The following is a 21,063-nucleotide window of genomic DNA, read 5'->3' as shown; positions in this document are numbered from 1 at the left end:
AAATTTTCAAATGCAGAATACAGCAATACTTCCATTATTTTATCTTCCACCGGTTGGCTACTTCAGCTTATTACAGGAGGTAGGACAAGATTTTCTAATTGAAAAAAATGAACACTTAGCGAAACAAACTTATCGCAACAGGGCAAGTATTTATTCGCCAAACGGCAAACTGGATTTAACCGTTCCTATAGTAAAAGGTGCCAAAACGCATACAAAAATGAAGGATGTGCGGATTAGTTACGACTTCAAATGGCAACGACTGCATTGGTTAAGCCTGGAAACCTGTTACCGGAGCTCGGCCTATTTCGAATTTTATGAAGATGAACTGGCTCGTTTCTACAACGAAAAATTTGATTTCCTTTTTGATTATAATTTAGAATTACTGGCTTGGTTAACTAAAAAGCTAAAATTACCACATGAGCTAAAGGTTACGGAAAGTTACGAAGATGATATTCCGGAGGCTCTGGATCACAGGGGAATGATGAATCCAAAAAAAGCTGACCAAGTGGCAAACAATAAGCCTTACTATCAGGTTTTTGAAGACAGGTATCAGTTTTTGCCTAACTTAAGTATTGTAGACCTCTTGTTTAACCAAGGGCCGCAAGCCAAAAATTATCTATAATGGGAAAAAACAAACCACGTAATCGGCATAAGCACTATAAAGTACCCGAGCCAGGCACCAGTCCGGGGAGGTATGCTATAGATGAAAATGCGTTGAAACCTAAAATTACGCTTCATACTTACAATAGTTCCAGCTATAAAAAGGAGGAATTGGAGCATATCAATAATATTGATAAACTTATTCAGAATAAGGATTTTAACTATTGGTTTGATATTAAAGGCCTGGCAGATCCCAACATCTTTGAAACACTTTTTTCGAAGTTTGACATCAGCAGATTGGTATTGGAAGACATAACCAGTTCTTATCAGCGACCAAAGTTAGATGAATATGATAACGATAAATATTTGTTTTCAGTAAGCAGGCACTTGTATTTAGGCGAAGATGACGTTTTGTGTAATGATCAAATCTCATTCATTTTATCAGAACGTACCTTAATTACATTTCAGGAATCTTATGCTGACTGTTTTGAGCCCGTAAGAAAGCGATTGGAAATTGGTAAAGGTAATATCCGGATTGGCGGAAGCAGTTACTTAATGTATGCGATTATGGATGTAATCGTGGATAATTATTTTGCCTTATTGAATTTTTGGGGGGAGGAATTAGATGCCATTGAAGATCGGCTTTATGATCATCCCGATAGGCGGATTATGTACGATACGCAAGCAATTAAGCGATCATTGATTACCATTAGAAAGGTGGCCTGGCCGGAAAGAGATAAGCTTAATGATATTATTCGATCAGATAGTGCTTTAATTTCCGATCTGACCAAAACATACATGAAGGATGCTTATGATCATTGTATCCAAATTATCGATTTTATCGAATCGTTAAAGGAGATTGCATCGGCGAATATTGATATGAACTTATCCATCACCAGCAATAGGATGAATGAAATTATGAAGGTATTAACCATCATATCATCCATTTTTATTCCCCTCACATTTATTGCTGGTATTTACGGAATGAACTTTAGCCGTGAAGATCCGGTAACGGGAAAAGTATTGCCCGGTAATATGCCAGAACTTTATAGTCCACATGGTTACCTGTGGACCTGGATTGTAATGGGGGTAATTGCGATCATTCAGATCATTTATTTCTGGAGAAAAGGTTGGTTTAAATAATCTTTGATAGAATACCAATTTTTGGTAACTTTATTTATTCGAAAAAACTGACATGGGAAAAAATACATCAATAGCTTTAGGAGATCACTTTGAGAATTTTATTGATGAAAAAATTTCTGAAGGTCGTTTCAAAAATGCAAGTGAACTTATTCGTGCAGGATTAAGATTACTCGAAGATGAAGAGCAAAAAATTAATTTGCTCCGTTCTGCGCTGAAAGATGGAGAAAACGGTAAAAGAGTGGAAGGTTTTGATTTTGAATCGCATTTAGCAACCTTACATAAAAAACACGTACGGTGACAGCATTGATTTATAGCGAATTAGCGCTTGTTGATCTGGAAAATATTTGGCTTTACACTTATAACAACTGGTCTAAAGATCAGGCAGATCGATATTATTCAATCCTAATTGCAGAATGCCAATACATATCTCAAAACTTTAATCAAGGTAAAAATATAGATTTTGTTTTAAAAGGATATCGTTCCTGGCAGGTAAAATCTCACTTGATATTCTATAAGTTAAATGATGCAGGGAGCGTTGAAATTATCAGAATTTTACACAAAATGATGGACATTAAGAATAGGGTTTAATAAAGCTTTATTAGTAGCTTTAGCAGGTTTTAGGTTAGGTTAACAAGATGCAATCATTCGAAATAGATAAAAGCGACGTACTAAAGGTTAAAAATGCAATTTTAGCCGGGGATGAAATCCTGAAAGAGGTTTTAGATGATTATCACGCTTCAGAAATAGCGATTCTTTTTGAGCGTTTAGATAAATCTGAGCAGCAGCATATTATTAATTTATTGCCTGCTGAAATTGCTTCTGAGATTATTTCTGAGATGGATGAGGAGTCTCACCCTGAAGATTTACTTTTTCAGCTTCATCCTGATAAACGTACCGAGATTGTTGAAGAACTGGATTATGATGATGCAACGGATATCATCTCCCAGCTTGAAGATCATGAGCAGAATGAAATTCTCGAAGACCTGCAGGATGAGCATGCATCTGAAATTAGAAACCTTTTAACTTACGACGAAAAAACCGCTGGTGGTTTGATGAACACAGAACTGATCTGTGTGAACATCAACCTGACTAAAAAGGATGCAATAGACGAAATTATCAGGCAGAGTGAACAGATGGAAGAGTTTTATACCATCTATGTTGTCGATGATGAAGATGTTTTTAAAGGGATTGTTTCTTTAAAAGATATTATCAAAGCAAAACACGATGCAAAAATTACCGAACTGGTAAAAATTGATGCCGTTTATGTACATCCAAACACCGATCAGGAGGAGGTTGCCAACCTGATTTCTCAGTATAATTTAACCAGTATTCCAGTTATTGATGATCACCAGAAGCTTTTAGGTCGTGTAACATTCGATGATGTGATTGATGTAATGGAGGCGGAAAGTACGGAGGATATTTTGAAGATTTCCGGTGTATCTGAAGATGAGGAATTAAGCGGTAACTGGGTAGAGGCTGTGAAGTCTCGTCTTCCATGGCTGGTGATTAACCTTGGAACAGCTTTCTTGGCTTCTTCTGTTGTTCGTTATTTTGACCCTACAATCAAGTTAATTCCATCTTTAGCAGCATACATGACGATCATAGCCGGAATGGGTGGAAACGCAGCCACACAGGCACTTGCAGTAACGGTGAGGCGTATTTCACTTTACGACTTAACGGATAAACAAGCTTATAGAACGGTTTTGAAAGAATTTACTGTCGGATTAATTAATGGGGCAGTGAACGGCTTAATCGTGTTTCTGTTTGCTTTTTTCTTTGATGGAAACCCAATGCTTGGGCTTGTAATCTTCCTTGCAATGACAGGTAACTTGCTTATTGCAGGCATTACGGGTGCAGGAATTCCATTGATATTGAAAAGGGTGGGAATTGATCCTGCCATTGCCTCGTCGATTATCATTACTACATTTACCGATGTTTTCGGCTTCATGCTTATTTTAGGCCTGGCAAGTAAACTTTTATTATAGACTTACATGATGAGGATAGGTGAGGTATAAAAGCTCCTATCCGTCTAGTGGCACCGTTCCCCTGAAAGGGACAGGACGATGAAGAAAATATTTTTCGCACTATGCAATCAGTACAAATTCGATAAACCGTTTCGGTTGGTGAGCCACCAACCATGGATTTGGTGATGGCAAAATGGTTGATGAGCCACCAAACCATGGTTTCGCTATACATCAACGAACGTTGCCTGCATTAAAACAAAAATTCCCGTCATTCTTACGAAGACGGGAATCCTATAAAACTTAATATAGCCTTAAACAGCTGTAACCCTTACATCAATATTGCCTTTAACCGCTTTAGAATATGGACAAGCCCTGTGTGCTTTATCTGCGATAGACTGCGATTCTTCTAATGAAATCCCAGGGATATGAACATCCAAATCTGCTGACAGAACGAATGCATTGTCATCTTTATTGAAGGATACTAAAACTTTAACATTAGCCTCACTCACATCAACACCTGCGCGTTCTGCAACTGAACCCAATGCGCCAAGATAACATGGTCCCCAAGCTGCTGCAAATAATTCTTCTGGATTTGTTGCACCACCCTGACCGCCAAGTTCTTTTGGTTTTCTTAATTCGAAATCTAAAATTCCATCACTTGATTTAACGTGTCCATCTCTGCCGCCTGTAGCTGTAACTTCAGCTGTATATAACTTTTCCATGTCTAATATTTCTTTAGTAAGTAAGCTTAACAAACCAAAGCAGTCATTGTTTGCTATAGCCGATATAGGTGGCCATTATACAAGATCAAGAACCAGTGATGTCAATGATCTTCAATCTTGAAAATATGATGCCTTCCGGTGCATAGGAATACGAATTGAGCCTTCCGATTAAATGATCAGCAACTAAATCTTAATCTTTCCAGTTAGTTTATAAATGTCATAAGCCACTTTCTGAATTAAATCAAATTGTTCCGGTACCAGATCTTGTCCCTTGTGAATTTGAAAGCCGGTGTCTGCAACGCGGATCAGTGGTACATTATCTAACGTTTCTTTATTTTGCTCCAAATTCTCAATCGTCATATCGAATAGGTAATCTGTATTATTCGACATTGGTTTCAAGGCCTCAAAGCTTTCAAAAGTAAATTCGTGTTCCTTATTATACAAAGAAAGCGTGGCAACGTATGAGGATAATAAATGGTTAAGCGTGGTAAACTGGTGCACTTCTTTAATAAATAACTGTTTACTCTTCGGTTCAGAAAACATTCTCTGAAAAAGAGAAGCCAGATTTGCTGTGCTTACATATACCTCTTTTCTAGCCAACTTATATTCTGTTCTGTTGTAATTTTTTTCAAAATATAATGTCGCCACCTGAGCATAGTATGCCTTATTAGCTTTAATAATATTTAACATGGCCTCTTTCAATTTCTCATATTCCCAGGTAGGGAAAAGGGAATAGCTGGCCAAAAGCGCAATTCCAGAACCAATGAAAGTGTCATAAATTCTTTCTCTGGCCAGTGCAATAGATCCCATTCCCAGAAAATCGAAAAGAATTAGGATATAAGGTGTCATGAAAAGTACACTTACTACATAGTTTTTTCTTTGAAAACTGTAACTTCCTATCATACAAATCAATAGAATGCCAAAAAGCGTATGTCGGTCGTGTATGTAAGTCAGCACGCCCATACCTACAAAAGCGCCGACAGTTGTTCCGATTAAGCGTTGATAGTTGCGTTCTTTAGTGAGACTAAAACCTGGTTTGGAAATCACCAGAATAGTGAGTAGAATCCAATAACTGTGAGAAAAATTTAAGATCTCGGCAACAACGAAACCCAATAGCATTACAACTGTAACCCTCAAAGAATGCCTGAAAGTAGAAGAACTATAGGTTAAGTTATCTGTAAAAAGCTGAAAATCGAATTTTTGCCTTTTAATAAACTTTTCTGTATCTACTTCGGCCTGGCGGATGTCTTTACTGGTTCGTACCTTAAAATAACTAAAAATGGTTTTAACTCTGGCTAAAATATTTTCAATGTTAACCTCTATGTTTTTGAGCGCAATAATACCAATGGTATTGTATTCCTGATTGGTATTATTTTTCTCCAGGTGATTGATTTTAATTTTTAAGCGCTCAATTTCAATTAGCAATCTTTTAGAAACAACAGGTTTGCCACCGCTTTTTAGCGCAAATGCAATGTCGTCCAGGGCGTATGAAATGCGTTTAATTGCCATTTCATAATCTTTTAATATCCCTGCTTTATCAAACTGCTCATGCAATTGCTGATAGTTATAATAGGTAGACATCACCTGCTCAAAAAGGTCGACCATGTCTACGAATACCAGGAGCAAAAACCTACCCTCAGGACTGGAATCCCTGACAATTTCCCTGGTTCTGAATAATAATTCTCTAACGGCATCCTGCTTTTCGTGTACCGAAACCTGTAACTGAAGCAGTTCTGCGTATGTTTTATCGTAATTATTATGCTGATGATAGAATTTCGCTTTTTCTCTGAGAAACTCTGCCACTTCGAAAATCGAATCACTTAAAGATTGTTGTACTAAACGAAAGGGACGAAGACGATAAAAGAAATAACTTAATCCTGTATACCAGAGGCTTCCTGCCAATACCATAAATCCATGCTGAATTACTTCCTGCCAGGGACGGATATCATCAATACTCAATACAATAATCAGCAATACTGCTGTTCCGACCGATGCAGCCCTGATGCCGTAAATGTAGAACATCGAAAATACAAAACTGGAAGCCCCAAGAAGGAAGGCTACGAAATATGGGCTTTTGTTGGTTAAACCTGTGAGTATAGAAAACAGGAAAATTAAAACTGTAGTAACCAACATGGCGTTCCGCCTGTGCACCATTGGACCGGGGCTATCTACAATGCTCACGCATAGGGCACCCAATGATAAGGTCATGCCATATTTAAGCATTCCAAACTGCGCAAGAATTAACGAGGGGAGTAGCACACCAAGGGTAATGCGTAGGCCATCCGCGAAATACGTACTCAATAAAAAATCTTGTATGTTTCTGATGGGTTGCCTGATCTGCATGTTACAAAAATAACATTATCGGGAACTTTTTGTTGGGATAAAAATTCAACTTTTTTGAAAGAGGTTTATTTCAATCTAAAGGGTCATGGGATTTTTGATCATCAAGTTTTATAGATCGTTTATGCTTAGACTTCTCCTCTATGCACTACAACCGGGTTAGTTTATCGCCTTAGTTTTTCTGCCCCCTGACTGTCCTTGCGCGAACATTTCCGATCTTTCATCGGTTATGTTCGTGGCAATCTCCTATTTGCTATAGAGCATCTACAGCAATTAGAGGTTGCCATGAAACGAAGAAAAACTGTTTTTCGCAATGACAAGTGTTAGTTTAACGTAATAGCCATCAGATACACCTAAGCCACAAGCTTATTAACTTTCTCCAACAGGTTATTAAGGTCGAAAGGCTTAGCCATGAAATCGTTAGCTGCACAGTTTAAAAAGATATCTGCCGCGTTTGCATGTGCACTCATCATCAATACTGGAATATTGTTATTAATGGATTTAAGTTCTGCACAAACATCCATACCATTTCCGTCCGGTAGCATTACATCCAATATAAAAAGATCTGGAACCTGATTAATGTTTGCCTCCATAAATGTAGTAACCGTTTCAAAACTAATTACTTCATAATTCTCTAACCCTAAAATAAGCTCAATTACGTCTCTTATTCCTTCATCATCCTCTAACAGAAATACTCTCTTACCCATATCTTTTATCTACGTAATTACAATCGATCCGGACCATAGAAAGTTTTAAAAATCCGTTAAAAGTAACTTGGAGCAATACAAATCAACAATAAAATAAGGCCTTCCATCACAAATAATAGCACTTCCATCACATTTATCATGATCAAGATTACCGTCTAGGTATATTGCTTCACATTTTAAATCCTAATGATATTAACTGATTAAAATCTCTTAAATTAAAAATTATGAAACCTTGTTTACTTATTGTGCTGAGTTGCTTAAGTGTTAAGTTGTTTTCTCAAACATCTTCTAATGCTAATCACCAATCTGTTTACACCATTGAAAATGTTCAGTTTAAAAGTATGGGAGTCAGCCTGGCAGGTGCCATTTTTATGCCCAAACATCCTCATGCTGCGGTAATCCTTGTACATGGTTCAGGGCAGGAGAGAAGAATGGTAAACCTGGCTTCAAATTTAGCTAGAAACGGCATCGCAGTGTTAACGTACGATAAACGTGGAGTTGGAGAGTCGGGTGGGGTTTATGCTGGTCCGGAAGTGGGAACCAATAATGTTGATTCGGCCAATCTTAACTTGCTGGCTTTAGATGCAAGTGCTGCGGCTCAAACACTATTGTTGCATCTTCCCGGTAAAAAGGTGCTATTGGGTCTGGTCGGGTTTAGTCAGGCGGGTTGGGTAATCCCTATAGCTGCTGAAAAAAATAGTGAGGTGCGCTTTATGATATTATTTAGCGGACCAGTCGCAACTACACTCGAACAGCTGCGATTTCAATTTTACACGAACGGAAAAACCAGTTTTTGGGAAACTCACTCTGAAGCTGATGTTCGCGAGCACATTAAAAACGACCCTGACCGATATCAGTTTACAGCTACCGATCCGCTTAACTCGCTGATCAGACTAAAAATTCCGGGGCTGTGGCTTTATGGCGGCAAAGATATACAAGCTCCGGTCGGCTTGTCAATAGAACGAATAGATAAGCTTAAAGCGCAAGGTAAGCCTTTCGAGTATCATTTATTTCCCATGCTAGGCCATAACACTGCTTTCTCAAAATCTCAGGAACCGTATAATGCTGCGCTTCAATGGATCAAAGACATCAGCCACTGCTCAAAGAAGAATGGTTATAAGGGAAAATCTAAATAGGTTAATTTGAGGAAGCTTTAAAAGAAAAAAACCTGCAACTAAACAATTGCAGGTTTTCAATTTTGGCGGAGAGTGGGGGATTCGAACCCGCGGACCCTTTAACAAGTCAACAGTTTTCAAGACTGCCGCAATCGACCACTCTGCCAACTCTCCGCTGCAAAAGTACAAACTCCGGCTAAATCTGCAAACTACGCAGACGTTTTTTTTATATTAAGTTGATAATTGCTTAACACAGAGGAAGAAAAAATTATTTCCTACTGATGTTTTCGTCGATTGGGTCGCTTTTTTTGAAGAGATTATAGTTCGGGCGAATAATTTTTACACTTCTTTTGCTTACATCAACACTGGCATTAAGCTCAAAGCCGATCAACAAAATGAATGAATTCAGGTACAGCCAGATCATGACGACAATTAAAGTTCCGATAGAACCATAAACTTTGTTATAAGACGCAAAGTGGTTAATATAGAAAGAAAACCCCCAAATGGTTAAAAAAGCCAGGATGGTTGCCAGCCATGAACCTGCACTGAATAATTTCCATTTCTTGGCGTGAGATGGACCATACCGGTATAAAATAGAGATGGTGAAGAAATACAAGGCAGCCAATAATGCCCATCTGGTAAATTGAATTGCAAAAACGGCTAAACTGGCCTTTAAGTGAAGCTCCTCTTTAATGTATTTCAATAAAACTTCTCCCAAAGCCATGGCAGTAATACAGGCGATGATAGATAAGCAGATAAATACCGTTAAAGCCAATGCAATCAGGCGTTGTTTAATCCATCCCCTGGTTTCGATGATTAAGGAAGATTTATTAAAGGCCTTCATTAAATTCTTCACCCCGTTAGTGGCAAAAAATATAGCCGATAAAAAACCAAAAGATAATAAGCCCGTATTTTGATTTTTTACAATGTCATTCAGCGTAGATTCAAAAGCATCGTAAGCATTGTGTGGCAAAACCAGCTCAATCAGACTTAGCAACTGATCCTGGAAACCATGAATCGGAATGAAGGGGATCAGTGTAAATAAGAAGATAATACCTGGGAAAATGGCCAGCATAAAACTGTAAGCCAGAGATGAAGATTTGTTAACCAGCGTATCTTTACCAATCTCCCGAAAAAAGAACGTTGCAACGGTGTATAAAGGTAGCGGACTGAAACCAGGCAAGACACAACTCTTCGTCCACTCAATAAAGCTTGAGTAAAGTTTAAGATGAAGTAATTGCCTGTGTAACCATTCCATTAATTATGCTGTAAAATATTTTCTAATGCCTTCCATAAAAATTTCTGGTGGCTGACAAGGTTTTCTGGTCGATTTATCTACAAATACCAAAGTTGTTTTGCCAATATTGATCAGTATTTCTTCTTCATTATAGATTTCGTATTCTACATTTAAGCGAACAGAGGGTAATTCTTTAACCAAACATTTGACTTTTAAAACCTGATTATAGAACGCAGGCTTTAAATATTTAGATTGTAATTCCAATAAAGGCAGCATCACACCATCAGCTTCCATAGATGCGTAGGTTATACCTGATAAAGCTTCGAAGCACTCCGTTCGTGCAATTTCGTAATACAGCGCGTAATTGGCATGGTGAACAATTCCCATTTGATCGGTTTCGGCATAGCGGACTTTTACTTTTGTTTCGTGTACAAACATTATCTGAAAATATTTTTCTTGTTTAGTGCTTCACGATATTTTTTCGCATTAATTTCGTGCTGTGCTTTTGTTTCAGCAAAATTATGATAGCCTGAAAAATCTTCCTTCGCACACATATAAATGTAATTGTTATCTTCTTTATTTAATACTGCATCAATGGCATTAATACTCGGCATCATGATGGGGCCTGGAGGCAGGCCTGCATATTTGTAAGTGTTGTATAAAGACTGAACCTGTAACAACTTGCCCGTAACTCTTTTTACTGTAAAATCATTGTTTGCAAATATTACAGTTGGATCTGCTTGCAATAAGATTCCTTTGTTTAACCTGTTTAAATAGAGGCCGGCAATGATTGGCATTTCTTTATCATATAATGCTTCAGCATCTACAATAGAGGCCAGGGTGTAAACCTGCGCAGGGGTGAGGTTTAAACTTGCTGCTTTTTGTTTGCGTTCGGCATTCCAGAATTTGTCGTATTCTTTATGCATGCGCTCAAAAAACGCTAAGGGAGATACATTCCAATACATTTCGTAAGTATTTGGAATGAACATAGCATAAATATTATCCTGATTGAAGCCGTATTTGGTAATTAAATCAGTAGAATCTAATACGCTGATAAAGCTTAGTGAATCTGCCTCTAAATTACTGGCCAGATAAGCTGCAAAATTTTCCTTCTTGCGGATGTTCTGAAATTTAAGTTTCACTGGTTCCTGGTTTCCCGATTTGATTAAATTTACCAAAGTTCGGTTGGTCATTCCTTTTTTTAGGCGATAACGACCAGGTTTTAAGTTTGCAGGCAGATTCATCTTTCCGGCAGCAGTAGCAAAAGACGATATGCTCTTAACGATATCTTTCTTTTTCAGATTTTCCACTAACTGATCGTAGCTGCTTCCTGTTTTGATGTATAAATATTTTTGATTCTCTGTAACGTTAGGCGAAAAATATACCTTGTAAAAATTAAGCGCAAAATAGCCGGCAACCAGTACAATAGCAACAACAATAGTGATTGTTATTTTTTTTCCGGTGCTCAATTTCTTTTTTTCTATCTCAGTCATTTTAAAATGTGCGTATTATTGTTGTTTATTAGATAAGGTAATATTGATTTTTGTTCCGATGGCTACTTTTGTTAAAGAATCTACCGGCATTGGATCCTGTTGCGTAATTACTGCATTGGCACTGTCAGTGATGGCGCCATCATAGATAATATTCCCTAAGCTTAAATTGGAACCTTTTAAACTGAATTTAGCTTCATCTACGGTTAAGCCAACTAGCTGTGGAACGTCAACTTCCTGGCTGCCACGGCCATCGCCTAACACCAGGTTAATTCTAGATCCTACAGGGATAATATCTCCCGGTTGAATGGGTTGTCCGCCAAAAGAAGCTTCTAAAACTACGTCTCTACTTACATCAGGCTTGTAGGTGGTGTCACCCAGTTTTAATCTCGAACTTTCAATGATGGCTTGTGCCTCACGTAATGTTTTAAAAGCAATGTCAGGGAATTTCGTATTTGGAATTTTACCGGCGTTGATGGTTAAATAAATAGTCCGGTTATCTTTTACAAAAGTATTTGGATCAGGATCCTGATCGATCACAATTCCGGCAGGCTGATCCATAATAAATACAGAATCTACCTCATATTTTAAGCCTGCATCTTCGAGTTTCTGCACGGCCTGCTCAAAAGCCAAGCCTTTTACAAGCGGCACATTTAATCCCTGGCCATGCTTGGTGTAATACCGAAGGCTGAAAAAAGCAATAAGAAGAAGGCCTACAACCGTTAAAACTGCAGCTAAAATGTTGTTCCTGAAGGATCTTGTTTTTAAATAATCTATAAATTTAGACATGAATGTTAAATTCTGGGTTATGCGTACAATTCAAATGTAATCATTAATGCGTTAATGAATTATTTCCGGCATTTCGTTAACAATAATCACACCATTAAATACTTTGCTCATTAACAATTCAATTCATCAATAATTAAACTTTGCACAAAGATATTTATATTTTTGAGGATATATTTACAATCAATTTCAATTTATAATTAAGGATTTTCCACATGAAGAAAACGATTGCCCTGTTAACAGGCGGTACCACAGGCGAATGGGTTGTTTCGGTAAAAAGTGCAGCTACCATTGTGCAAAATATTGATGCCGACTTATATGATGTTTATAAAATTATGCTCAATGACCATAGCTGGTTTTATGAACCTGCAGATTCTGTGAAAATTGAAATTGATAGAAATGATTTTTCTTTAACGCTGGAAGGAAAGAAGATAAAATTTGATGGAGTGTTTATCGCCATCCATGGTTCGCCGGGTGAAGATGGGAAGTTACAGGGATATTTTGATATGTTGCAGATTCCTTACACCACCTGCGATGCCTTAACTTCTTCCATCACCATGAATAAAGGTTATACAAAAGCGATCGTAAATGGTATAAATCAATTATTTATCGCCAAATCTGTCCAGATTTTTAAAGGTGGAAATTATCATCCTGATCAGATTAAGCAAGACCTGAAATTACCCTATTTCGTAAAACCAAATAGTGGCGGAAGTAGTATCGGAATGAGTAAGGTGAAGCATGCTAATGACCTGGAAGCAGCACTTGATAAAGCTTTTAAAGAAGATCATCAGGTATTGATTGAAGAGTTTGTAAGCGGTAGAGAATTCTCTATAGGTGTTTTCAAAGCAAACGGCGAAGTGACGGTTCTGCCAACTACTGAAGTGATTCCAGCCAATGAGTTTTTTGATTTTGAAGCAAAATATACCCCAGGTGCTACAGAAGAAATTACGCCTGGAAATATGAGTGATGAGGAATATAAAAGAGTGCATCAGATTGTTAAGGATATATATATAAAGTTAAACTGCAGAGGGATTGTCCGCATTGATTATTTTCTTGAACATGAAACTGGTAACTTTTATTTCATAGAAATTAATACCATCCCCGGACAAACAGCTACCAGTTTTATTCCACAACAAGTGGCTGCAATGGGTATCTCTTTAAAAGAATTTTATTCTAGTTTATTAAAAGAAACCATTGGTTAACTACTGGAACCAAAATCACTAATCTAATGGAAATCCAAAAGCTTATTGAAAAAGGGTTTACTATAAAGAGATTTAGGAGAGATTCAATCATTTATGAACCGGGCATGCAGCCAAAATATGTCTATTTTATAAAAACAGGCGAAGTGCGCATGGTTACCATTAGTGATGAAGGAAAAGAATTTATTCAAGGTGTATTTAAAGCAGGGCAATACTTTGGTGAACCTGCGCTTTTGATTAACCGCCAGTATTTGGCCTACACGATCGTAAATAAAGATTCTGAAATTATCCAGGTGGGTAGAGATGCTTTTTTCACTTTGATTGAAGAGGAGCCAGATTTTAGTATGGCACTTATTAAAACGCTGAGCAACCGGTTATTTTATAAATCAATGATGCTAGAAGAGCTTGCCAACGAAAAGGCAGAGCATCGTTTGCTTACCCTGATCAACTATTTACTCGCTGACGTTGAGGCAGGAGCTCCTTTAAGATTTACCCGGCAGGAACTTGCGGATATGACAGGCTTAAGGGTGGAAACCGTGATCAGAGGAGTGAAGTTGCTTTCGTCAAGAGGACTAATCTCGATGATTAAAGGAAAGATTGTTCGACCATTGTAATAAACATAGCTTTGATAGATTGGTCTGCAGAATATGATGCAGATCATAAACGCACTGTGATTTTAGTGATAAATTTGCATGATTAAACATTACAATTATGGCAGATTTATCAAGTTTTCAAGCTTTTATCCAATGCAAATGTCCCCGATGCCGTAAGGGTGAAATTTTTACCGGAAGTGCATATTCTTACAAATTACAGAAAACAAATGTTTATTGTCCGCATTGTAATTTGAAATTTGAGCGCGAACCTGGCTTTTTCTATGTTGCCATGTTTGTGAGTTACGCTATGAACGTTGCAGAAATAATTACTATTGGCGTAGCCTCTTATGTTTTAGGCTTACCGTTGATTTACGAAAGTTTATGGTATTATGTGGGAATTATTCTTTTTGGAGTATTGCTCTGTTCTCCGATAAATTACCGTTATTCTAGGGTGATTTTATTGCATTATCTTACTCCGGGTTTACACTATGTACCGGGTAGTGGAGATTTAATTAGGAGAGGTTGAAGATTTCACCTAAACATGCCGTTAAATTAAATAAAAAGTGGATCGCTATGCCATACCAGATTGTTTTCTCCTTAATTCTTAAATAACCGAGCAGGATAGCAAAAGGCAAAAGCCAGAAAACTGAAACAAGACTGAAGTGTATAATAAAAAACATAAATGAGCTAATGTAGATCGCCTGCTGATTATCCACTACTTTGGTTAACTTTTCCATTACAAACCCTCTAAAAGCCATTTCTTCAAAAATTGCAGGAAACACGGCGATAGAAATAATCATTAAAATTTTTCCGTATGGATGACTCCTAAATGGTTCGTAAAAAGAATAGTCTTTATTAAAAAGAATCAAATTTAAATGCCCAATTAAGAATTGAACTGTAATTGAACCGAGTATTGTGAGCATACTATAAGAAATCAATTTTAGGAACGAAAAATTCTTCCATTTTAGTAGTATAATATTTTCCTTAAAGTTGTATCCGAAAAACATTAAAACAATAATTGCAGAGAGCAAGTCCATTAAAAATATTGTTGAAATACTTTCCTCTTCAACGGCTAGTGGTAAAAGACAACAAGCAACCTGTATTGCGAAAAACAAGGCAACCTGCTTCAGCAGAAGCCACTTCGAATCTACATCATTAATTTCTAACTGATTTTGAACTGCTCCGCAGAAATTGCAAAATTTATGGTGCGCTACGATATCTACCTTACAGTTTCGACAGGTTTTAGAGATAGAATTATCGGTCTCCACTACTACAGTATATTTAAGTCTTTTTTAATTTTTTCGCTTTCCAGGACAGCTTTTATACCTTTTATCAAATACCCGATAATAATTATTTTAAAGATGATGCCTGAGAATATAGTCATTGGAGAAACAATTGCGTTCAATACCTGAATAATGATATATAGTGAAAGGCCCGAAATTAAAGCGGCAGCTGGTTTTGTTTTACTCCAAACCCCCAACGCACAAAAACCACCAACAAGAATAATATTTATGATTAGAAGTGAAAAAGCATCGTCTGCATTTTCACTTGTAAAGAAACCAATTAATGTCCATAAGCCAATCACACCACCAATCCAATAGAGTGAGTTACGGGCAGACTTGACTTGTCTATCCAGCTCTGCTAGATCTATTTCCTGATTATTTCGTATGGCAATAAATGTTTTTTGCTCCTGCTCTGTACCTTGTAAAGGATATCCACAGCTATTACAGAAAATATCTGCATGAGAAAATGTTTTATAGCAGCAATTGCAGTTATTAACAATTAGTTTTTCCATTATTGAGTGTCATTAATTTGTTAAATATAGTATTCATCGATAAAAAAATACTCATAATAAAATAAATAGCCGTTGCCTTTTTAGGTGAAATCTACCCTATGCTGCAATCTTGCGACGCTTCAACAAACCAATTAGCAGATTAATTACTGGTAAGGTTTGAATGATGGTGAAAGTTAAAATCAGGAGATAAATCGTCCTGCTGTAGCTTTCAAAATACCTAATTGTACCTTCGTTTGATATTTCTACTAATGCTAAACTTTTGTTGAACTGATGAGTAAACCAATAAATTATAGTTAGTATTATAAGTGAAAACACGATATGCAGCCATATTAAAGTTTTGAAATAGCATATTTTTTTAAACAATTTATAGTAGGCTGCAAAGATTAAGATAAAAACCGACGAATACTGCAAGTATTGGCTCGCCGCTATGATAAGGGTATTGAAATTGAACGTAAAATTTATGGTCTCTTCAGGAATTAAGAAAGAAATTAACAATACTGCTATTGCTACAAGGAGAAGGGAATTATAAGGTTGGATAATCTTCTGCATCAAAGTTTTTCGAGTGTCTGAACAAGTTCTTTCACCTTCACTTCTGAGGTTAATTCGTATTGATATTCATCTTCAATACTCCCCATCTTTGCAGCAGTATTCCTATAAGTCATCTTACTTTGAACAAATACCTTTGCTGAAGCATGAAATTCGGTAGCACCCGTTTGCGTGTAAAGGGCTTGAATATTTCCGGTATTGATACCAGCGCCCGGCATAATGGTGATTCTTCCGTTCGCCTGTTTAACCAGTTCGGCTAACGGCTCGATTCCAGAGAAAGCTGAAGTTGCCCCACCAGAAGATAATACCCGAACAATACCCAGTTCAATTAAATCTTCGAGTGCCTTTTCCATATCATTGCTCATATCAAAGGCTCTGTGAAAAGCTACTGGCATGGGTTTGGCCAGTTCGATTAATATTTTACATCTTTCTACATCAATGCTACCATCAGCTTTTAGGATTCCTATAACAATACCTTCACACTGTAATGATTTACAGGTTTTTATATCTTCTATCATTAAGTCGAACTCCAGGTCAGAATATAAAAAGTCCCCACCTCGTGGGCGAATGATCGGCCAAACTTCTATAGTTAGATTTCTTTTAGCTAATGCGATTTGACCATAGCTAGGCGTGGTTCCGCCTTCTGCTAAATTATCGCAAAATTCTACCCGTTTGGCACCACCATTTTGTGCGGCTAATGCAGAGGCATAGGAGTTAGCGCATACTTCTAAAATACCCGACATATTATTTATTCTTCTTCTTCTTCATTAACCGGACCGAGAACTTTCCATCCTGAAGCGGATTTATAAGTATTTAATTTCTGAATGGAAATACCGCCATCTGGAAACCAGCACACTTCAGTAATTACATAATGGGTTTCGTCAATTTTTTCCCTCACCGGAAATGCATTTTGTAAATCGGCAACTTTTGGAAAGCCGTGTTCTGTGAGGTTATTGATGAAAGAGAGTTCCAATACCTCAGCAGTACTCGCAATAATTTCGTGATCGAAATCCATTTTCATGGCTGATAGCATTATCTTTGCTTCTTCATGAAAATCTTTGCAAGCTAAAGCTGCCTCCATATCTTCATTATCATAGGCCCTTTCCAGTGATAGTATTGCACCTTCGGGCGTTTCTAAATCTACTTTAAAATGGTCGACTCCTTCATCGATATAAATTCCAATACTTTGGTCAAACTGCGGTTTATCTGCATCAGGAATACCATCTCTGATGGCCCTGATGGTGTAACCACCAATTAATCTGCCTTGCTCAATAATCATCCAGTCGGAGATATAATTTCTATCTACCCCGATTTTTTGATCAACCTTAACCGTTTTTACATCAACGGGTACGTTACCTACAACACCGAACAGATTTCCAGATTCATCAAAACTAGGTTCGGTAAGCCAGATATGCTCTCCAATTTCGCCATCCATAATGCGAACTTTGATAGAGAAATAAGTTTGATCAGGCTTCGGCTGGATTAAGCTTTCTTCGAAATACCAAAGCGTCAGATTGGCTTTTTCAATAGCCCAAATCATTCTTTCGTCTTCATTTGGCACATAAACCATTGTGGGTTCGCCTGTGCGTTCCGCTACATTCTTTTTGCCAAAAATTTTAGATAATAATCCCATATTGCACTAATAATAGCTCTTTCCTTTAATTAACAGATCTTGTTTTTCTGCATTGCAAACGGCAAAACTAAACCCTTGTTGAATGGCATAAGCGCCATATTCGCCTTTTTTATTTATCGCTAAGAAGCCTACCTGAATATTTTTAGCCGTTTCCGGTTTCTTTTTAATTATCCGCATTACAGCTTCTTTGCAGGCTGCCTCTGGTGTATAACCTTGTCTCATCAGCTCGACTACCAAAAATGATCCAACATTTCGAATCACTTCTTCGCCTACGCCGGTAGAGGTGGCACCACCTACTTCATTATCAACATACAAACCGGCACCGATAATCGGGCTATCACCAATTCTGCCATGAAGTTTATATGCCATTCCGCTGGTGGTACATGCACCAGAAATATTCCCCTTTTCATCAATGGCAAGCATACCAATGGTATCGTGATTATATTGGTTTCCAGGTAACTTTTGAGGTGCAGCTTTATCATAAAGCTTATTTTCGATATTCATCACTGGCTCATATTTGGCAGATTTTAACCAATCTTTCCAGGCCTTTTCACTAGATGGCGTAAGCAGGTTTTCCTTTTTAAAGCCTTGTTCCAGTGCGAATTGTAAGGCGCCATCTCCGGCTAACATTACATGTGGCGTTTTTTCCATTACTTTACGGGCAACAGAAATTGGATGTTTAATGTGTTCTAACGCTAAAACAGCTCCGCAATTTCCCAATTCATCCATGATGCAGGCATCCAAAGTAACTTTACCGTCTCTATCTGGCAAGCCACCATAACCAACTGTCTGATTTTTTTCATCCGCCTCCGGAACCCAAACACCTTGCTCTACGGCATCTAAAGATCGTCCGCCTTTTGAAAGCACTTTCCAGGCATCTGCATTTGCTGTAATCCCAAAATCCCAGGTGGAGATGACAATAGGTAAATTTTTAGCTGGTTGGGATTTAGCTGGAAGGGCATTAGCCATGCTGGATTTATCAAGAGCCAATAAGCCTGCAGAAAGGGCAGAGGCTTTTATGAATTTTCGTCGGTTGAACATTTAAGCGTAGTTATATTTTAGTTTAGAGAATGGTAAATTGATCTGCATCTTTTAAGAAAGGAAACTGGCGTCTAATTTTAACCAGCTCTTCATAATTTATCGTTACGGTGTACATGTCTTCATCTTCAGGCTTATAGTAAACTGTGCTGCCATATGGATCAATGACCATGGAATGGCCACCGTGATAAACCTGATTGCCATCATGTCCTACACGGTTTACACCAATTACATAACTTTGGTTTTCGATCGCACGGGCAGGGATAAGTGCCTTCCAATGTGCGGTGCGACGGTCTGGCCAACTGGCTACAACCAGCAGAATATCATATTCCTCATTCACATTACGTAACCAAACGGGGAAACGTAAATCATAGCAAACCGCCAGGCGAATTTTCCAGCCCTTTAATTCTACAATCAGTTTGCTTTCGCCGGCACTGAAATGATCGTCTTCATCTCCCATTCCAAACAAATGGCGTTTATCATAATATTGATGTTCGCCATCTTTATTCATCCAGACCAGGCGGTTAAAATAATGTCCGTTTTCCTTAATAATTAAACTACCTGTTACAACGCAGTTATATAGATTAGCCATTTTCTGCATCCATTGCATCGTAGGCCCACCCATTTCTTCGGCCAGCGCTTCAGCATTCATACTGAAACCGCTGTTAAACATTTCGGGCAAGATAATCAAATCTGTTTTCTCCCTAACTCCCATAGATAAGCGGAGGGCAAGGTTTACCAGGTTTTTTTCTATATTTTCCCAAAATAAATAAGCCTGAAAGATCGTTACTTTCAGATTTTCTATTTGAGTATAAATAGGTGCTTCCATATTATTTGGTTTGCAAAATATTAAACATTTTTTAGTTTTTCTGCCGCTAAAGCCAGCGTGGTATCTTCTTTAGCAAAACAGAAACGAATAATTTTATGGTCTGTTGCCTTTTGATAAAAAGCGGAAACCGGAATACTGGCGACACCAAACTCCTTAATCAGCCTTTCGCTAAAATCGGTGTCTTTTTCATCGCTGATGTCACTATAACTTACACATTGAAAATACGATCCATGGCAGGGAAGTAATTTAAAACGGCTTTCTACAAGCAGGCTTCTGAAATAATCGCGCTTCTGCTGAAAAAAGTTACCAATTTCGTTATAATTTGACGGTTCCTGAATGTATTGTGCAATTGCCTGTTGCATAGGACTATTTACACTGAACACATTAAATTGATGAACTTTTCTAAATTCTTTGGTCAATGGTTCTGGCGCCAGGCAATACCCTAACTTCCATCCGGTAGCATGTAAAAGCTTCCCGAAAGATGCGACAATGAAACTTCTTTCTCTTAATTCGGGGAAGAGCATCACACTGTTGTGCTTTTGATCATCATAGATCAGGTGTTCATAAACTTCGTCGCTCAAAATCAGAATATCGGTACCACTAATCAGCTTGATCAGCGATTTCATATCTTCTTTTGATAAGATACTGCCCGTTGGGTTTTGTGGAGAGTTCAAAATAATCATCCGGGTACTCGAGGTAAAAAGTTTTTTCACCATGTCCCAATCAATTTCGTAATCTGGTGGTGCGAGTTCGTATGTTTTAACTATTCCACCTAATAATCTGATGGTTGGTGCGTAGCAATCGTAAGCAGGTTCAAAAATAATCACTTCATCACCTGAATTGATAATGGCTGCCAGCGCTGTAAAAATAGCTTGAGTTCCGCCGGCAGTAACCGTAATTTCGGTATCAGGATTGTATTTTATATTGTAAAGATTTTTTACTTTTTGGGCAATATTTTCCTTTAAAAGTTGATTGCCTGGCATTGGGGCATATTGATTAAAACCATCTTTCATAGCTTTATTAACCAATTCAACCAGTTTAGGGTCAGCAGCATAATCAGGGAAACCCTGCGATAAATTAATGGCATTATATTCCGCGGCAAGCTTAGACATCACTGAAAAAATGGTGGTGCTTACGCCGGGAAGTTTTGATTGTATATTTAACATGATATAAGCGAAAATAGCAAAAAAAGCTTAGAAGATCAGTCACTTTTTAGCTAACCGCTTTACATCATATGTTTAAGTATCTTATTCTCAGTGTTTTCGAATCAAGTAATTATTGACCTGATAATTTGTGAGAACCGAATATTATTTAGAAAGGATCAGG

23 protein-coding genes and 1 tRNA gene are annotated in these 21,063 nt (G+C 37.7%); 9 read left to right on the top strand and 15 right to left on the bottom strand.

The features are described from left to right. Positions 1-10: 10 nt before the first annotated feature. The 5 genes from ACN1CD_RS06505 to mgtE are packed head-to-tail and all read left to right on the top strand — an operon-like array spanning position 11 to position 3,728. On the top strand, positions 11-622 hold the full coding sequence (locus ACN1CD_RS06505; protein ID WP_419129520.1) for a WbqC family protein: 612 nt from the start codon (positions 11-13) through the stop codon (positions 620-622). Beyond that, complete coding sequence (gene corA, locus ACN1CD_RS06500) at positions 622-1,743, top strand: magnesium/cobalt transporter CorA (protein WP_419129519.1); 1,122 nt, start codon at positions 622-624, stop codon at positions 1,741-1,743. Before ACN1CD_RS06505 ends, corA begins: the two co-directional genes overlap by 1 nt. A gap of 52 nt (positions 1,744-1,795) precedes the next feature. Beyond that, positions 1,796-2,041, top strand: coding sequence for a type II toxin-antitoxin system ParD family antitoxin (locus ACN1CD_RS06495; RefSeq protein WP_419129518.1), 246 nt, complete (start codon positions 1,796-1,798; stop codon positions 2,039-2,041). Beyond that, the gene (locus ACN1CD_RS06490; protein ID WP_419129517.1) at positions 2,038-2,331 is read left to right on the top strand and encodes a type II toxin-antitoxin system RelE/ParE family toxin; all 294 of its coding nucleotides are present in this window, start codon (positions 2,038-2,040) and stop codon (positions 2,329-2,331) included. Before ACN1CD_RS06495 ends, ACN1CD_RS06490 begins: the two co-directional genes overlap by 4 nt. Positions 2,332-2,378: 47 nt before the next feature. Continuing rightward, on the top strand, positions 2,379-3,728 hold the full coding sequence (gene mgtE / locus ACN1CD_RS06485; protein ID WP_419129516.1) for a magnesium transporter: 1,350 nt from the start codon (positions 2,379-2,381) through the stop codon (positions 3,726-3,728). Between the two features lie 290 nt (positions 3,729-4,018). Here the strand turns inward: mgtE and ACN1CD_RS06480 are convergent, their stop codons facing one another. From ACN1CD_RS06480 to ACN1CD_RS06470, 3 genes are all read right to left on the bottom strand, one after another. Beyond that, the gene (locus tag ACN1CD_RS06480) at positions 4,019-4,429 is read right to left on the bottom strand and encodes an organic hydroperoxide resistance protein (RefSeq protein WP_419129515.1); all 411 of its coding nucleotides are present in this window, start codon (positions 4,427-4,429) and stop codon (positions 4,019-4,021) included. Between the two features lie 183 nt (positions 4,430-4,612). Continuing rightward, the gene (locus ACN1CD_RS06475; protein ID WP_419129514.1) at positions 4,613-6,772 is read right to left on the bottom strand and encodes an FUSC family membrane protein; all 2,160 of its coding nucleotides are present in this window, start codon (positions 6,770-6,772) and stop codon (positions 4,613-4,615) included. 350 nt (positions 6,773-7,122) lie between these two features. Further along, positions 7,123-7,476, bottom strand: a complete 354-nt coding sequence (locus ACN1CD_RS06470) for a response regulator transcription factor (RefSeq protein ID WP_419129513.1) — start codon at positions 7,474-7,476, stop codon at positions 7,123-7,125. Between the two features lie 224 nt (positions 7,477-7,700). On the opposite strand from ACN1CD_RS06470, the gene ACN1CD_RS06465 reads away from it, so the two are divergent. Then, entirely contained in the window at positions 7,701-8,612 is a 912-nt protein-coding gene (locus ACN1CD_RS06465; RefSeq protein WP_419129512.1) for an alpha/beta hydrolase family protein, read from the top strand. A 63-nt stretch (positions 8,613-8,675) separates the two neighbouring features. Here the strand turns inward: ACN1CD_RS06465 and ACN1CD_RS06460 are convergent. The 5 genes from ACN1CD_RS06460 to ACN1CD_RS06440 all read right to left on the bottom strand — a co-directional run bounded on the left by ACN1CD_RS06460 (position 8,676) and on the right by ACN1CD_RS06440 (position 12,107). Further along, positions 8,676-8,765, bottom strand: a tRNA-Ser gene (locus ACN1CD_RS06460). A 94-nt stretch (positions 8,766-8,859) separates the two neighbouring features. Then, positions 8,860-9,849 (bottom strand): YihY/virulence factor BrkB family protein, encoded by a 990-nt coding sequence (locus ACN1CD_RS06455; RefSeq protein WP_419129510.1) that lies wholly within the window; start codon positions 9,847-9,849, stop codon positions 8,860-8,862. 3 nt (positions 9,850-9,852) lie between these two features. Continuing rightward, entirely contained in the window at positions 9,853-10,266 is a 414-nt protein-coding gene (locus ACN1CD_RS06450) for an acyl-CoA thioesterase (RefSeq protein ID WP_419129509.1), read from the bottom strand. After that, positions 10,266-11,321 (bottom strand): endolytic transglycosylase MltG, encoded by a 1,056-nt coding sequence (gene mltG / locus ACN1CD_RS06445; protein WP_419129508.1) that lies wholly within the window; start codon positions 11,319-11,321, stop codon positions 10,266-10,268. The genes ACN1CD_RS06450 and mltG overlap by 1 nt, the downstream gene beginning before the upstream one ends. Positions 11,322-11,336: 15 nt before the next feature. After that, positions 11,337-12,107 (bottom strand): PASTA domain-containing protein, encoded by a 771-nt coding sequence (locus tag ACN1CD_RS06440; protein WP_419129507.1) that lies wholly within the window; start codon positions 12,105-12,107, stop codon positions 11,337-11,339. 212 nt (positions 12,108-12,319) lie between these two features. On the opposite strand from ACN1CD_RS06440, the gene ACN1CD_RS06435 reads away from it, so the two are divergent. From ACN1CD_RS06435 to ACN1CD_RS06425, 3 genes are all read left to right on the top strand, one after another. Continuing rightward, positions 12,320-13,306, top strand: a complete 987-nt coding sequence (locus tag ACN1CD_RS06435) for a D-alanine--D-alanine ligase (protein ID WP_419129506.1) — start codon at positions 12,320-12,322, stop codon at positions 13,304-13,306. A 26-nt stretch (positions 13,307-13,332) separates the two neighbouring features. Then, positions 13,333-13,917 carry a Crp/Fnr family transcriptional regulator gene (locus ACN1CD_RS06430; RefSeq protein ID WP_419129505.1) on the top strand — a complete coding sequence of 195 codons (585 nt, stop codon included), beginning with the start codon at positions 13,333-13,335 and terminating at the stop codon, positions 13,915-13,917. 97 nt (positions 13,918-14,014) lie between these two features. Continuing rightward, positions 14,015-14,422 carry a DUF983 domain-containing protein gene (locus tag ACN1CD_RS06425; protein WP_419129504.1) on the top strand — a complete coding sequence of 136 codons (408 nt, stop codon included), beginning with the start codon at positions 14,015-14,017 and terminating at the stop codon, positions 14,420-14,422. On the opposite strand, the gene ACN1CD_RS06420 is transcribed toward ACN1CD_RS06425, so the two are convergent. The 7 genes from ACN1CD_RS06420 to ACN1CD_RS06390 all read right to left on the bottom strand — a co-directional run bounded on the left by ACN1CD_RS06420 (position 14,409) and on the right by ACN1CD_RS06390 (position 20,903). Then, positions 14,409-15,164: a lysostaphin resistance A-like protein gene (locus ACN1CD_RS06420; protein WP_419129503.1), complete on the bottom strand. Its 756-nt coding sequence runs from the start codon at positions 15,162-15,164 to the stop codon at positions 14,409-14,411. The genes ACN1CD_RS06425 and ACN1CD_RS06420 overlap by 14 nt on opposite strands. A gap of 2 nt (positions 15,165-15,166) precedes the next feature. After that, a complete protein-coding gene (locus ACN1CD_RS06415; protein ID WP_419129502.1) occupies positions 15,167-15,691 on the bottom strand; it encodes a hypothetical protein in 525 nt (174 codons plus the stop codon). A gap of 548 nt (positions 15,692-16,239) precedes the next feature. Next, entirely contained in the window at positions 16,240-16,980 is a 741-nt protein-coding gene (locus ACN1CD_RS06410) for a copper homeostasis protein CutC (protein WP_419129501.1), read from the bottom strand. Between the two features lie 5 nt (positions 16,981-16,985). Beyond that, positions 16,986-17,870, bottom strand: a complete 885-nt coding sequence (locus ACN1CD_RS06405; protein ID WP_419129500.1) for a YegJ family protein — start codon at positions 17,868-17,870, stop codon at positions 16,986-16,988. 6 nt (positions 17,871-17,876) lie between these two features. After that, complete coding sequence (locus ACN1CD_RS06400) at positions 17,877-18,911, bottom strand: N(4)-(beta-N-acetylglucosaminyl)-L-asparaginase (protein ID WP_419129498.1); 1,035 nt, start codon at positions 18,909-18,911, stop codon at positions 17,877-17,879. A 22-nt stretch (positions 18,912-18,933) separates the two neighbouring features. Further along, positions 18,934-19,737, bottom strand: a complete 804-nt coding sequence (locus ACN1CD_RS06395) for a nitrilase family protein (RefSeq protein WP_419129497.1) — start codon at positions 19,735-19,737, stop codon at positions 18,934-18,936. Between the two features lie 20 nt (positions 19,738-19,757). Further along, the gene (locus tag ACN1CD_RS06390) at positions 19,758-20,903 is read right to left on the bottom strand and encodes a methionine aminotransferase (protein ID WP_419129496.1); all 1,146 of its coding nucleotides are present in this window, start codon (positions 20,901-20,903) and stop codon (positions 19,758-19,760) included. Positions 20,904-21,063 lie beyond the last annotated feature (160 nt).

Source organism: Pedobacter sp. N23S346 (genome assembly GCF_048515415.1).
In the GTDB taxonomy this organism is placed as follows: Bacteria; Bacteroidota; Bacteroidia; order Sphingobacteriales; family Sphingobacteriaceae; genus Pedobacter.
This window is presented reverse-complemented; position numbering and strand designations above follow the sequence as displayed.